General features: G+C 68.8%; 13 protein-coding genes. 9 read left to right on the forward strand and 4 right to left on the reverse strand.

Annotation, left to right across the window (positions count from 1 at the left end):
* Window positions 1-82 precede the first annotated feature (82 nt).
* Window positions 83-898 (reverse strand): EAL domain-containing protein, encoded by an 816-nt coding sequence (locus ASC81_RS18895; protein ID WP_056270471.1) that lies wholly within the window; start codon window positions 896-898, stop codon window positions 83-85.
* A 70-nt stretch (window positions 899-968) separates the two neighbouring features.
* A complete protein-coding gene (locus ASC81_RS18900) occupies window positions 969-1,955 on the reverse strand; it encodes a MerR family transcriptional regulator (RefSeq protein ID WP_082536645.1) in 987 nt (328 codons plus the stop codon).
* A 114-nt stretch (window positions 1,956-2,069) separates the two neighbouring features.
* On the opposite strand from ASC81_RS18900, the gene ASC81_RS18905 reads away from it, so the two are divergent.
* From ASC81_RS18905 to ASC81_RS18915, 4 genes are read left to right on the forward strand one after another with little or no spacing between them, the layout of a single operon-like run.
* Complete coding sequence (locus tag ASC81_RS18905; RefSeq protein WP_056270475.1) at window positions 2,070-3,128, forward strand: NAD(P)/FAD-dependent oxidoreductase; 1,059 nt, start codon at window positions 2,070-2,072, stop codon at window positions 3,126-3,128.
* A complete protein-coding gene (locus ASC81_RS26675) occupies window positions 3,110-3,292 on the forward strand; it encodes a DUF2256 domain-containing protein (protein WP_235533710.1) in 183 nt (60 codons plus the stop codon). The genes ASC81_RS18905 and ASC81_RS26675 overlap by 19 nt, the downstream gene beginning before the upstream one ends.
* A complete protein-coding gene (locus tag ASC81_RS18910; protein WP_056270480.1) occupies window positions 3,285-4,844 on the forward strand; it encodes a cryptochrome/photolyase family protein in 1,560 nt (519 codons plus the stop codon). The genes ASC81_RS26675 and ASC81_RS18910 overlap by 8 nt, the downstream gene beginning before the upstream one ends.
* On the forward strand, window positions 4,837-6,036 hold the full coding sequence (locus ASC81_RS18915; protein WP_056270484.1) for an FAD-binding domain-containing protein: 1,200 nt from the start codon (window positions 4,837-4,839) through the stop codon (window positions 6,034-6,036). The genes ASC81_RS18910 and ASC81_RS18915 overlap by 8 nt, the downstream gene beginning before the upstream one ends.
* Before the next feature lie 7 nt (window positions 6,037-6,043).
* On the opposite strand, the gene ASC81_RS18920 is transcribed toward ASC81_RS18915, so the two are convergent.
* Together ASC81_RS18920 and tsaE are read right to left on the reverse strand one after the other, a co-directional pair.
* Window positions 6,044-7,405, reverse strand: a complete 1,362-nt coding sequence (locus ASC81_RS18920) for an N-acetylmuramoyl-L-alanine amidase (RefSeq protein WP_056270486.1) — start codon at window positions 7,403-7,405, stop codon at window positions 6,044-6,046.
* Window positions 7,402-7,872, reverse strand: a complete 471-nt coding sequence (gene tsaE, locus ASC81_RS18925; RefSeq protein ID WP_369820866.1) for a tRNA (adenosine(37)-N6)-threonylcarbamoyltransferase complex ATPase subunit type 1 TsaE — start codon at window positions 7,870-7,872, stop codon at window positions 7,402-7,404. The genes ASC81_RS18920 and tsaE overlap by 4 nt, the downstream gene beginning before the upstream one ends.
* On the opposite strand from tsaE, the gene queG reads away from it, so the two are divergent.
* From queG to ASC81_RS18950, 5 genes are all read left to right on the forward strand, one after another.
* Entirely contained in the window at window positions 7,873-9,009 is a 1,137-nt protein-coding gene (queG, locus tag ASC81_RS18930) for a tRNA epoxyqueuosine(34) reductase QueG (protein ID WP_056270490.1), read from the forward strand.
* A complete protein-coding gene (locus ASC81_RS18935) occupies window positions 9,006-9,617 on the forward strand; it encodes a chalcone isomerase family protein (RefSeq protein WP_056270491.1) in 612 nt (203 codons plus the stop codon). Before queG ends, ASC81_RS18935 begins: the two co-directional genes overlap by 4 nt.
* 33 nt (window positions 9,618-9,650) lie before the next feature.
* The gene (locus ASC81_RS18940) at window positions 9,651-10,625 is read left to right on the forward strand and encodes a tripartite tricarboxylate transporter substrate binding protein BugE (RefSeq protein WP_056270494.1); all 975 of its coding nucleotides are present in this window, start codon (window positions 9,651-9,653) and stop codon (window positions 10,623-10,625) included.
* A 158-nt stretch (window positions 10,626-10,783) separates the two neighbouring features.
* Window positions 10,784-11,671: a site-specific tyrosine recombinase XerD gene (gene xerD / locus ASC81_RS18945; protein WP_056270496.1), complete on the forward strand. Its 888-nt coding sequence runs from the start codon at window positions 10,784-10,786 to the stop codon at window positions 11,669-11,671.
* Between the two features lie 155 nt (window positions 11,672-11,826).
* Window positions 11,827-14,202, forward strand: coding sequence for a TonB-dependent siderophore receptor (locus ASC81_RS18950; RefSeq protein ID WP_056270498.1), 2,376 nt, complete (start codon window positions 11,827-11,829; stop codon window positions 14,200-14,202).
* The last annotated feature ends 17 nt before the right edge of the window (window positions 14,203-14,219 follow it).

Raw genomic sequence — 14,219 nt, forward strand, 5'->3', positions numbered from 1 at the left:
GCGAGCGATTCTTGTCAGTGGCGCTGACTTGGCATCCTCAAGGCTGCGGACTGCCGGGTCTTGACGGCGGATCTCTCCGTGCTCAGCCCTTGGCGGGCGCGCCCGGCCAGCCGATGGCGTCGGCCTTGATCTGTGCGCGGAAGGCTGGCCGCCCGAACAGGTAGCCCTGCATCAGCGTCACGCCCTCGCTCAGGAAGAAGTCGCGCTCGTTCGCCGTCTCCACCCCCTCGGCGATGACCTGGATGCTGAGTTCCTGGCAGATTCGCACCATGCCCCGCGTGATGGCCTGGCGCGAGGCGCTGGCATCGACGTCACGCACCAGGGCCATGTCGAGCTTGATGATGTCCGGCGTGAAATCGGCCAGCAGCGTCAGGCCGGCATAGCCCGCACCGAAGTCGTCGATGGCGGTCAGGAAGCCGCAGCGCTGGTACTCGCGCAGGATGGCAGCCAGCCAGGGCCCGTCCTCGACACGCTCGCCCTCGGTCACCTCGAAGATGATGCGCTCGGTCGGGAAGCCATGCGTGCGTGCCGCCTCCAGCGTCGTGCGGATGCAGACCTCGGGCTTGTAGACCGCGTTGGGCAGAAAATTGATCGAGATGCGCTCCGCCAGTCCGAGCTGCGCGGCCGTCTTGATGGCCTTGACGCGGCAGGCTTGGTCGAAGCGATAGCGGTTGGCTTCGTTGACCTGGGCCAGCACCGACATCGCCCCCTCGCCCTGCGGCCCACGCACCAGCGCCTCATGCGCAAAGACGCTGCGCGAGGCCACGTCGACGATGGGCTGGTAGGCGTAGTCGAACTGAAAGCCCAGCCGATCGCCGCTGCCACAACCGCCACAGTCTTCGGGCGATTCGCTGGTCAGCGGGATGAAATCGGACGGCTGCGGCTGGCTGGTGTTCATGTCGGATTTCGCGGGGGGTCTGGCGTTGCGGCCATCCTACCCAGCCGGCAGCCGATGGGGCTGTGCCGCGTCAGGGCGGCAGCAACAGGCCGTCATGTCGTGCGACATATTCCAGCGCCGACTCGAAACTGGCGCGGCAGGCCGCCGTGACGCGCCTGAGATGGGCGTGCAGCTCAGCATCCGCCGGGCTGCGGTGTTCGCACTCGGCGCTGTAGGCCTCGAAATGGGACAGCTGCATCAGCAGCTCGGCCACATGGCGGGGGCATTCGCAGGCGATGGTGGACGACAGCCCGGCGATGTCGGCCAGGGCCGCGTCATCCCAACGCCGTGCTGCCACGGCGCCCGGCAGGAATGCCGGCGTCACCTTCAGTGGGTGCGCCGTTGACAGGCCTTGCAGCCACTGCACGATGGCGGCGTCGGGCTGTGGCTCCCGCAGCAACTGCGTGCCGGCGTCGGCCAGCGTGTCGCAGACCGCGTCGGCCGCAAAGCGGTAGAGCACCGCCTTGGGCAGGGCCGCTAGTGCCGGGGCGTCGGCGTCGAACGCGGCCTGCCAGCCTGCATGCAGCTGCGGCACGTGCACCAGCACGGCATCCGCCGCCACGTCGCCCAAAGCCTCGGCGGCCTGTGCGGCGTCCTCGAAAGGCCCGAGCAATTCCACCGCCGGGCCGAGCCGGCGCAGCAGGGCCGGCCGCCGCAGCCGCGCGTCCAGCGCTGCGCCGATCACGACCAACCGAAAGCGCCCGTGACTTGGCGGGGCTGTAGCCGCTGCGCGCCCCGGCTTCTGTGTCGCAGCGAGCGCATTGGCATGGGTGGAAGCCACCTGCTGCAGCTGCGCCATGTCCAGCGGCGCCAGGCGGCCAATGGCGTGGCCGAGGTCGGTCAGCTGCTTGATCAGGGCCAGCCGGCGCACGTCGTCCGCCGAGTACAGGCGCTGGCCGCTGGCCGACAGCGCCGGCTGGGTCAGCGCATAGCGGCGCTCCCAAATGCGCAGCGTCGCCACGGGCATGCGCAACATGCGCGCCACGGCGCCGCTGCGGTGGAAGGTCGGCTCGGTCATGGTGTTCCACGTGAATCCGGTTTGACGCTGATTATTGGACAGGAAAGCAGGGGAAAGTCGCAAGTGAACGGCGGATGAGTCGGTAATGCGTAGGATTGGTCCATGATGAATGGGATGGTTCAACGCGTCGCAGTGATCGGCGCGGGCATCGCGGGCGCGACCTGCGCCCAGGCGCTGGCACAGGCGGGCCATGCGGTTCATGTGTTCGACAAGGCCCGTGGACCGGGCGGGCGCCTTGCCACCCGGCGCATGGCCTGGGTGGACGCCAGCGGCCAGCCTTGCACGACACGCCTGGACCATGGCGCCCTGGGGCTGGAGGCCCGCTCTCCGGCCTTCCAGGCCTTCATCGACGACGGCGTGCGCGCCGGCTGGCTGGCCGAGTGGTCGCCGCGACTGGCCACCGGTGGCCGGCCGCTGGAGCGCGGCACGCGGTTTCATGTGCCCGTACCCGACATGCCGGAGCTCTGCCGCCGCCTGCTGCAGGGCATCACCGCCACCTGGTCCTGCACCGTCGACAACCTGCACCGCAATCCGCTGGGCTGGCAGGTCGAATCAGCCGGTCAGCGCTTGGGCGCGCCGTTCGATCTGGTGGTGCTGGCCCTGCCACCCGCCCAGGCGGCGCCCCTATTGGCGCCGCTGCAAGACGAATGGGCCCGGCAAGCCGCGCTGTCGCCCATGCAGCCCTGTTGGACGCTGATGGGTGTCGCCACGACCGCCGGCACGGCGCCGCCCCGCTGGGACCTGGCCCGGCCGGCTGCCGGACCGCTCGCTTGGGTGATGCGCAGCGATGCCCGCCCCGGCCGGGCGCGCATGCACGGGCAGGCGCACTGGGTCGCCCATGCCCGCGCGGGCTGGAGCCGCGCGCACTTGGAACAAGCACCCGACTGGGTGGCTCAGCAGCTGCGGGCCGCGCTGGCCGAGCAACTCGGCGGCCCGGTGGAATGGCTGCACAGCACCGTGCACCGCTGGCGTTATGCGCTGCCCCCGGCGCGACGTTGCGCGCCGGCAGAGTCCTGTTGGTGGGACGCCGCGCAGGGCCTGGGGGTCTGCGGCGATTTTCTCGGCGGCCGCGGCGTGGAAGGGGCCTGGCTGTCGGCCCGCTCGCTGGCCACGGCGCTGCTGCGGCATGCCGGCGCGCCGCTGACACCCGCCTGTTGCGAGGCGTTGCCGTGACGCCGGGCGGCGCGGGCTCTCGGGGCAACAAGGCGGCGCTGCCGACCAAGCCTTGCGAAGGCTGCGGTCTGGCGATGAGCTGGCGGCGGCGCTGGGCCAGGAACTGGGCCGAGGTGAAGTACTGCTCCGACGCCTGCCGGCGCAAGGGCCAGCCGCGTGGCTGACCTGCGCAACCTGGTCGTCGTGCTGGGCGACCAGCTCGATCTCGATGCCTCGGGCTTTGACGGCTTTGACGCCGATCACGACGCCGTGTGGATGGCCGAGGTGGCCGAGGAGTCCACGCATGTCTGGTCCAGCAAGCCGCGAACGGCGCTGTTCCTGGCGGCCATGCGCCACTTCGCGCTGGCGTTGCAGCAGGCGGGGCGGCCGCTGCACTACACGCGGCTGGATGACGCCGGCAAGCTCGGCACGCTGGCCGCGCAGTTGCAGGCCGACATGGCGCGGCTGCGGCCGGCCGGGCTGGTGATGACCGCTCCCGGGGACTGGCGCGTGCTGCAGGCTGTCAAGGCAGTGGCCGAGACGAGCGGCCTGCCGCTCGACATTCGCGAGGACCGGCACTTCTTCGTGAGCGTCCGCGAGTTCGCGGCGCACGCCAGGGGGCGCAAGTCGCTGCGCATGGAGTTTTTCTACCGCGAGCAGCGCCAACGCCAGCGCGTGCTGATGCAGGACGGCGAGCCGCTTGGCGGCCAGTGGAATTTCGACGCCGACAACCGCGAGGCCTTTGGCTCGGCCGGGCCGGGCTTCCTCCCAGCGCGCGCGGGCTTCGAACCCGATACCGTCACCCGCGAGGTGATCGCACGCGTCAATGAGCACTTCGCCGAACACCCCGGTCAACTGGACAGCTTCGCCTGGCCGGTGACGCGCGCCCAGGCGCTGGAGGCGCTGGCGCTTTTCATCCGCGAGCGCCTGCCGAGTTTCGGGCGCTACCAGGACGCGATGTGGCCGGGCGACCCCTGGCTCTACCACTCGCATCTTTCCGCCGCCCTCAACCTGAAGTTGCTGAACCCGCGGGAGGTGGTAGCTGCGGCCGAAGCCGCGCACCGTGATGGCCATGCGCCGCTGGCCAGCGTGGAGGGTTTCATCCGCCAGATCCTCGGCTGGCGTGAGTACGTGCGCGGCATCTACTGGACGCGCATGCCCCGCTATGCCGAGGGCAATGCGCTCGACGCCCAAGAGAACCTGCCAGCCTGGTACTGGACCGGCGCGACGGACATGGCCTGCCTGCGCGACGCGCTGACCCAGACGCTGACGCATGGCTACGCCAACCACATCCAGCGACTGATGGTGACCGGGCTGTATGCGCTGATGCTGGGCGTGCAGCCACAGCAGGTCCATGCCTGGTATCTGGCTGTCTATGTCGACGCGGTCGAATGGGTGGAGCTGCCCAACACGCTCGGCATGAGCCAGTACGCCGATGGCGGCCTGATGGGCAGCAAGCCCTATGTCGCCACCGGCAAGTACATCCAGCGCATGAGCCCGCATTGCAAGGGCTGCCGCTACGACCCGGCCGAGCGCAGCGGCGCGCGCGCCTGCCCCTTCACCACGCTGTACTGGGACTTCCTGATGCGGCATCAGGCCATGCTGGCCGGCAACCCGCGCATGGCGCTGCAGGTCAAGAACGTCGCGCGGCTGAGCCCGGCCGAGCGGCAGGCGGTCGTCGAGCGTGCGGCGGCCATCCGGCGCGGCGAGGTCGGCGTGGAGGCGACGCATGGCTGAAACGTTCGAGCCGACGCTCGCTGCCGCCCGGGCCCGCATCGCCGCCGTGCGCCCTGCCGCCTATGCGCGCACCCGCAATGCGCTCGACGGTGCCGTCAGCGGTCTGTCGCCCTATCTGACGCATGGCCTGGTGACGCTGGCTGATGTGCTGGCTGGGGTCGTTGCGCACCACCCCTTGAGCGTGCAGCACAAGTTCGTCTACGAGCTGGGCTGGCGCGCCTACTTCCGCCATGTCTGGCAGCACCGCGGCGCCGCCATCCTGCGCTCGCTGCACGCCGGCCCGCTGCCCGAAAGCGCCTATGCGAGCGAGCTGCCGCGCGATATCCGCGACGCCCGCACCGGCGTGCCGGTGGTGGACCAGGCCGTGCGCATGCTGTACGCCACCGGCATGCTGCACAACCATGCACGCATGTGGCTGGCCAGCTATGTGGTGCATGTTCGCCAGGTGCACTGGCGGGCAGGCGCGGACTGGCTTTATGGTCATCTGCTGGACGGTGACCTCGCCAGCAACCACCTCAGCTGGCAGTGGGTAGCCGGCACCGGCAGCAGCAAGCCCTATCTCTTCAATGCCGCCAACGTGGCGCGTTATGCGCCCGCGGCCTGGCATAGCCCGGGCAGCGTCATCGACACCTCCTACGAGGCGCTGGACGCCATGTCCCGCCAGCCGCGGCTGCAGTGGCAGATGCCTGTCCCTGGCGCGTCGAGCGTTGAGCCCGGCCTGCTCGGGGCGCCGCCCGCGGCGATGGGCGCCGTGGCCCCCAACGCCGCCGCCGTCGCCGGGCGTGAGGTCTGGCTGGTGCACCCCTGGCGCCTGGGTGAACTGCCCGCCGGACTGCCGCCCGAGGTGCGGGTCGTGGGTCTGTTCGTGGCCCACTTCCACCGCGCCTGGCCGTGGAGCGAGCGCCGCTGGCGCTTCGTCGGCAGCCGCATGGCCGAACTGGCGGCCGAGCTTTGGCATGGCGAGGCCGCAGACATCGCCACGGCCTTGAAAGCCGCCCGCAGCGTGCGCAGCATCACCGAGCCGCATCTGGCGCCCTGGCTGCCCGGCTGGGCCGACTGCGAAGCCGCGCCCGCGTTGTTCCCGCCGGTCGATCAGCGCTGCGATTCCTTCTCGAAATGGTGGCGGCGGGCGACGCGCGGTCTCGACTCGGCGGCCGACCTGCTGGCGGTCAATGAGGTGCCGGCCTGGTGATGGCCGCTCACAGCGTGCGGCTGCGCTTCCTCGCCATCGGCGGGTTCTTGCCGAAGTACCTGGCGATGCCCGACGCCAGCGCGTCCACCAGCTTGTCCTGGTAGTCCGGGTCGCGCAGCTTCTGCTCTTCGCCGGGGTTGGAGATGAAGGCCGTCTCGACCAGGATGCTGGGAATGTCGGGCGCCTTCAGTACCGCGAAGCCGGCCTGTTCGACGCGCGGCTTGTGCAGCTTGCCGATGCGGCCGATCTGGCCCAGCACCTCGCGGCCGAGCTTGATGCTGTCCTTGATCTGCGCCGTCGTGCTCATGTCAAGCAGGGCGCGCAGCACATTGGCGTCCTTGGTGGCCACGCCGACGTTGGCGCCGCCGATGATGTCGGCCGCGTTCTCGCGCTTGGCCATCCAGCGCGCGGCGGCACTGGTGGCAGCGCCGTCGCTGAGCACGAACACCGACGCGCCGCGCGCCTGCGGCGTGAAGAAGGCATCGGCGTGGATGGACACGAACAGGTCGGCCTGCACGCGCCGCGCCTTGCGCACGCGGTCTTGCAGAGGCACGAAGAAGTCGGCGTCGCGCGTCATCAGGACGCGGATGTTGGGGTTGGTCTGCAGGCGGTCACGCAGCTTCAGGCCCACTGCCAGCACGACGTCTTTCTCCTTGAGCCCGGTCGGACCGACGGCGCCTGGGTCCTCGCCGCCGTGGCCCGGGTCCAGCGCGATGACGATGAGCTGGTCCATCGCCCCGGCCGCGGCGGACCGGGTGTCGGGCGGCGGCACCGGCTTGGAGGCAGCGGGGGCGGGCGGCGGCGCGGCGGCCACCGGGGGCAAGGCGGGGCGCTCGATCTTCTGGATCAGGTCTTCCAACGCGTCGTTGACGGCGCTGGCGGCGGCCTCGGCGCGGCGTGCTGCGGCGGCCGGCTTGTCATGGGCCTTGGCCAGCGATGCGAGCGGGTCCGCCTCCACCTTGGGGTGCAGGTCCAGCACCAGCCTGTGCTGGTAGGCGGCAACCGGCGCCAGCGTGAAGATCTGCGGCGCCAGCGCCTGCTTCAGGTCGAGCACGATGCGCACGACAGTGGGCGTGTTCTGGCCCACGCGGACACCGGCGATGTAGGGGTCGTCGGCCTTGACCTTGCCGATCAGGCCGCGCAGTCCCGGGCTGAGCTGCAGGCCGTCGACGTCGATGACGAGCCGGTGCGGCGAGTCGACGAGGAAGTGGTTGGCAGCGAGTGGCCCGTCCGATTCGATGGTCACGCGGGTGTAGTCCGCGGCCGGCCAGACGCGCACGGCGACGATGTTGACTTTGCCGCCCGCTGCCAGCGTGATGGGCGCCTGCAGCAGCAGCGCCAGAAAGCCGAGGGAGGAGCGCCGCTTCATGAGGCCAGCGCCGCGATGAGTCGCTCGTCGCCCACTGCGCGCACGCTGCGGCTATCGTCGGGCAGCAGTTCGATGAAGAGCTGCAGGTCAGCGGGCGGCAACTGTCCGTCGGCCTTCTCGGGCCATTCACAGAGCTTGAGGCCGGGCGCGGCGAAGACATCGCGGAAGCCGGCGTCTTCCCACTCGCGCGGATCGCCGAAGCGGTAGAAGTCGAAGTGGCTGGCCGCCCAGCCGCCGCCAAGGTCATAGCTCTCCATGACGGCATAGCTCGGGCTCTTGATGCGGCCCTGCACGCCCAGGGCGCGCAGCAGCAGGCGCACGAAGGTGGTCTTGCCGGCGCCGAGCGGGCCGTGCAGCTCGATGAGGGCGTTGGGGGAGGGGAGCAGCGCCGCCGCGAGCGCGTCAGCGGAGGCTTGGGCCGCAGCCTCGTTGGGCCACAGCAGATCGGTTTCTAAAATCGCAGACAAATGCAAGAGGTCCCGTCCACTGTCGATGCCAGCGCGCTCATGGAGAGTTTGCGCGGCTGGGCGCGTGAGCTTGGATTCTCACAGATAGGCGTGGCCGACGTCGACCTCAGTCACGCTGAGCCGGGCCTGCAAGCCTGGCTGGACGCCGGTCACCATGGGCGCATGCAGTACATGGCCGCCCATGGCATGAAGCGCGCCCGGCCGGCCGAGTTGGTGCCCGGCACGCTGCGCGTCATCACGGCGCGCATGGACTATCTGCCGCAGGAGAGCCTGCCCGGCTGGCAGGCCGTGGAATGGACCGGCCTGGCCGAGCCCGGGCAGGCGCAGATCTCGATCTATGCCCGCGGCCGTGACTATCACAAGGTGTTGCGCCAGCGCCTGCAAAAGCTGGCCGAGCGCCTGTTTGACTCGGTGGGGCCGCGCGGTTACCGCGTCTTCACCGACTCGGCGCCGGTGCTGGAGGTGGAACTGGCCGCCCGCTCGGGCTTGGGCTGGCGTGGCAAGCACACCTTGACGCTGCACCGCGACGCTGGCTCCATGTTCTTCCTCGGCGAGATCTTCATCGACCTTGACCTGCCGCTGACCGAGGCCGTTAACGCGCATTGCGGCGAGTGCCGCGCCTGCATCGATGTCTGCCCGACGGCGGCCATCACCGCACCCTACCGAGTCGATGCGCGGCGCTGTATTTCCTATCTGACCATCGAACATGACGGCGCGATTCCGGAGGATCTTCGCCCGCTGATGGGCAACCGCGTCTACGGTTGTGACGACTGCCAGCTGGCCTGCCCGTGGAACAAGTTCGCGCAGCCGGCCGTGCTGGCGGATTTCGATGTGCGCCCCGGCATGGCAGGCGCGCCGATTGCCCTGTTGCTCAGCTGGGACGAGGACGAGTTCCTGCGCCGGACCGAGGGCTCGGCCATCCGGCGCATCGGCTTTTCGCGCTGGCGGCGCAACCTGGCCGTGGCGGCCGGCAATGCGTTGCGCATACGTGACGACGCCGGCTTGCGCGCTGCGCTGCGGCGCGCAGGGCAGGGGGCGGATGCGCTGGTGGCCGAGCACATTGCATGGGCCTTGTCCGCGCCGCCGGCGTCTGCCGCGTTATCTTCCGAACCGCCTTGCCCTGGAGCCACTGAATGAGTCTGTCCGCCCGCCGCCCGTTTGCTGCGCTTGCCGTCCTGACCCTGGCGGCCGCCTCGTCGATGTCTGTTCAGGCCGCACGTTATGAGGGGCAGGAGTTCGCCGACAGCCTGCAGCTCGGCGGCAACACCTTGGTGCTGAACGGCACCGGCAAGCGCCAGGTCGCCGTCTACCCGCTCTACCTGGCGGCGCTCTACCTGCCGCAAAAGGCGACGACACCCCATGCCATCTATGCGCAGACCGGCCCCAAGCGCCTGGAGCTGCGCATCGTCATTCCGCTGGTCAAGGACGTGTCGACACAAGAGTTCGTCAAGGCCATCAACAAGGGCGTCAACCGCAATTCCACCGAGGCCGAGAAGGCGGCGGTGGCCGAACGCGTCAAGCGGTTCAACGCCGCCATCACCGAGGTGGACCGCGTGAAGAAGGGCGACCTGCTGGTGATCGACTACCTGCCCGCCCAGGGCGGGACCGTGCTGTCGGTCAACGGCAAGGTCTGGGGCAAGCCCATCGAGGGCCAGGACTTCTACACGGCCTTTTTGAAGGTCTTTCTCGGCGACAAGAACAGTGACGCCAACCTGCGCGCCGGCCTGCTGGGCCAGGCGGGCTAGCATCGCCCCACCAACACCAAGGAGACCGACCCTATGCAACGCCGTTCCGTCCTGCAAGTCGCCGCTTTGTCCAGCCTCGGCCCGCTCGCTTCGCAAGCCTGGGCCCAGGCCTATCCCGCCAAGACGGTGCGCCTGATCGTGCCGTTCGCACCCGGCGGCACCACAGACATCATTGCCCGCATCGTGTCCGAGCGCATGTCGACCATCCTGGGCCAGACCATGGTGGTCGAGAACAAGGCCGGCGGCGGCGGCACGGTCGGTGCGAACGAGATTGCACGCGCCGCACCGGACGGCTACACGCTCGGCGTGGCGACGGTGTCGACGACGGCGGCCAACCCCGCCATCAATCCCAAGATCGCCTACAACCCGCTGACGGATTTTGTGCCCGTCATCAACATCGCAGCCACGCCCAACGTCATCGCGGTGCACCCGAGCTTTCCTGCCCGCGATTACAAGGGCTTCCTTGCCGAGATCAAGAAGAACCCCGCCAAGTACAGCTATGCGACCTCAGGCACCGGTGGCATCGGCCACCTGCAGATGGAGCTGTACAAGACGCTGGCCGGCGTCTTCGTGCTGCACATTCCCTACCGCGGCGCCGGGCCCGCGCTGAACGACACGGTGGCCGGCCAGGTGCCGATGATCTTCGACAACCTGCCATCGGCGCTGCCCTTCATCAAGGACGGTCGCCTCATCCCCATCGTCGTCGCCGCGCCGCAGCGTGTGGCGTCGATGCCCAATGTGCCGACCTTCAAGGAAGTGGGCCTGGAGCCCGTCAACCGCATGGCCTACTACGGCATCCATGCGCCCAAGGGCCTGCCGCGCGACATCGTCGACAAGATCAATGCCGCCGTGCGCAAGGCCGTCGAGATCCCCGAAGTGAAGAAGCGCATCGAGGACACCGGCTCGTTGATCGTGGCCAACACGCCCGAGCAGTTCGCCGCCCAGATTGCGGCCGAGTTCGAGGTCTACAAGAAGGTCGTGGCGCAGCAGAAGCTGAAACTTGATTGAGATGGCGCCCCTCGCCTGGTCCCGCGTCGCTGAACGCGGGCGTGCCCAGCCGGCCCCCCGAGGGGGCGGCGATGCTCGCGGCGTGGAGCCGCGAGCACATCGCCCTGGCGGGCCGGCTTGGGAGCGGCCCGGCGCTCGGCCCGAAAGCTGCTCGTCGCATGGGTCCTAGAGGCACTGACCCCGCAATCGAATCCTTCATCGAGGCACTCTGGCTGGAAGACGGCCTGAGCGCCAACACCCAGGCCGCCTACCGGCGCGACCTGGCGGCGCTGGCCCACTGGCTGGCGCCGATGGCGCTGGATGCCTGTACCGAATTCAAGCTCTTCGAGTACGCAGCGGCCAAACCGGCAGGCAAGGCCACCAGCGCCAACCGGCGGCTGTCGGTCTTCAAGCGCTATTTCCGCTGGGCGCTGCGGGAGGGCCGCATCAGCGCCGACCCGACGCTCAAGCTCACCGCCGCACGTCAGCCGCTGCGCGTGCCCAAGCTGCTCAGCGAGGCGCAGGTCAGCGCCTTGCTTGATGCGCCCGACGTCAACACGCCGCTGGGCCTGCGCGACCGCGCGATGCTGGAGCTGATGTATGCCAGCGGCCTGCGCGTGTCGGAGCTCGTCACGCTCAAAGGCGCCCATGTCGCCTTCAAGGACGGCGTGCTGCATGTCACCGGCAAGGGCAGCAAGGCCCGCCTCGTGCCCTTCGGCGAGCATGCGCGCGACTGGATGGCGCGCTATCTGCGCGAGGCGCGCGCCGAGATCCTGGCCGGCCAGAGCAGCGACGACCTCTTCGTCACCGCGCGCGGCGCCGGCATGACGCGCCAGATGTTCTGGACCCTGATCAAGCGACATGCGCTTTCAGCCGGTATCACGGTGCCGCTGTCGCCGCACACGCTGCGCCATGCCTTTGCGACGCACCTGCTCAACCATGGTGCGGATTTGCGTGCCGTGCAGTTGCTTTTGGGGCATGCCGACCTGTCGACGACGCAGATCTACACCCATGTGGCGCGCGAGCGCCTCAAGGCACTGCACGCCGAGCACCATCCGCGCGGCTGAAGCGGCAGCCTCTCGTTTTCCCGGCCACGGGTTGCACCGAAGCTTCGTTCGTTTCGATCGTTTCAACCTGTCGGCAGGCCACAACACCGGCCCTCGCCGGGCTGGTTGGCAGGGGCAAACTCCGCCGCCATCACATACCCCTATCCGGAGTTTTCATGCACGCCACCCGCCTGCTGCCGACCGCGCTCGCCGCGTTGACCCTCTTCACCACCGCTGCGGCCTTGGCCCAGGAAGCCAGCAGCCTTGAACGCGTCACTGTTGTCGGCTCGCGCAAGAGCCTGCCCGCCGCCTCCGCCACCGACACGCTGGTACCGGTCGACATCTATTCCATGGGCAAGGCGGCTGAAGGCGGTGGTCAATTCGACCTGGCGCAGACGCTGCAGAACCTGTCGCCCTCGTTCAACTCCACCCGCCAGACCGGCGCGGATGGCGCCGACCTCATCGACTCCGCCGCACTGCGCGGCCTCGGCTCGGACCAGACGCTGGTGCTGGTCAACGGCAAGCGCCGGCACACGGTGGCGCTGGTCAACCTGTTCGGTGCGCGCAACCGCGGCTCGACCGGCACGGACATGAATTCCCTGCCGCTGCTGGCCATCGACAACGTGCAGGTGCTGCGCGACGGCGCGGCGGCCCAATACGGCTCCGACGCGATTGCCGGCGTCATCAACATCCAGCTGAAGAAAAGGGCCGGTTGTGAAGCGGTGGCCGGTTACGGCCAGTACTCGGCCGGCGACGGCAAGAACTATCTTGCCTCGGCCTACTGTGGCATCAAGCTCGGCGACGGATCGCTGGGCATCACCGGCGAATGGCAGGACCGTGGCCGTTCCAACCGCAACGACCCCAACGACGAGAACGTCGGCCCCCGCACCATTGGGGATACCGCAGTCACGAACAAGACGGTCTATCTGAACGGCGAATTCCCGTTGGCGGCCGAGAACAAGCTCTACGTCACTGCCGGTGCTCAGAACCGCGATGCGTCGTCCGGCGCCTGGGCGCGCGGTGGCGTCGGCTCGGATGACATCCCGAGCCGCAACTCGGCCGCGATGTACCCGGACGGCTTCGTGCCCTTCATCGACGGCAAGATCGAGGACCGCTACCTGATCGTCGGCTGGAAGTCGTCCATCGCGGGCTGGGATACCGACCTGTCGCAGACCTACGGCAGCAACAAGCTTCGCTACAACATCAACAACACGCTGAACGCCTCGATCGCCAACAAGGACCTGCTGGCAGGAGGCCCTGGCGTCAGCCCGACGAGCTTCGATGCCGGCGGCTTCGGCTTCAGCCAGGCGACGACCAACTTCGACGTCAGCCAGTTCTTCCCCAGCCTGCTCGGCGGCAGCAACATCGCCTTCGGTGCCGAGTACCGCCGTGAGAAGTACGACATCGTCGCCGGGGAGCTGGGCTCCTACAACGACGCCGACGGCGTGGGCGTCGGCGGCAACGCCGGCAGCCAGGGCTTCCCCGGCTTCCAGCCGTCGGACGCGACCAAGCGCAGCCGCAACAGCCAGGCGCTCTACCTGGACTGGGAGGCCAATCTGACGCCCAGCCTGACGGTCGATGCCGCCATTCGCGCCGAGCATTACAGCGACTTCGGCTCGACGACGACGGCCAAGCTGGCCGGCAGCTACAAGCTCAGCAACGCCTTCCTGGTGCGCGGCGCGGCCAGCACGGGGTTCCGAGCACCCAGCCTGCAGCAGCTCTATTTCTCGTCCACCTTCACCGACTTCATCAGCGGCCAACCGCTGGACGTCGTGCTAGCCCCCAACGGCAGCGCCATCACCAACGCGGCCGGCGTGCCGGCGCTGAAGCAGGAGAAGTCCAAGAATGTCACCGCCGGCTTCACCTTCAAGCCCAGCGCGGACACCGCCATCACGGCCGACCTTTATCAAATCAACATCCGCGACCGCATCGTGCTGTCGGGCCGCTTCGATGCCGACAACTACCCGGCGCTTGGCGCCATCCTGCAAGGGCTGGGCGTGGGCCAGGCGCAGTTCTTTGTCAACTCGATCGACACGCGCACGCGCGGCCTCGACCTGACGGCCTCCAACCGCAGCAAGCTGGGCGCCGGGCAGCTCAACACTTTCCTGGCGCTGAACCTCAGCCGCACGACGGTGACTCGTGTCAACGCGCCGGCGCTGCTGCAGGGCTTCGAGGACGTGCTGCTGTCCGAGCGCGAGCGTCTCTTCATCGAGCAGGGCGGCCCGCGCGCCAAGGCGACATTGGGCTTCGAGTACGCGCAGGGCGCCTGGACGACCGAGGCCAAGGTCATCCATTTCGGTAGCCAGACCCAGGGCACCTTCTCTGGCCCGCCAGTGCCGAACCTGCACTACAAGCCCAAGACATCGATGGATCTTGGCGTGACCTGGCAGGCCACGCCAGCCCTCAAGCTCAGCGTGGGCGGCAACAACGTCTTCAACGTGAAGCCGACGCGCCAGGACCCGTTCGAAACCGACAACGGCTTCTACTACGACAGCGTGCAGTTCGGTCTGAACGGCGCGTCCTACTTCGCGCGGGCGCACTATCGGTTCTGAGGCCGTCGCTGACAATC

Origin of the sequence: Pelomonas sp. Root405 (genome assembly GCF_001425165.1) — a bacterium.
In the GTDB taxonomy this organism is placed as follows: domain Bacteria; phylum Pseudomonadota; class Gammaproteobacteria; order Burkholderiales; family Burkholderiaceae_C; genus Pelomonas.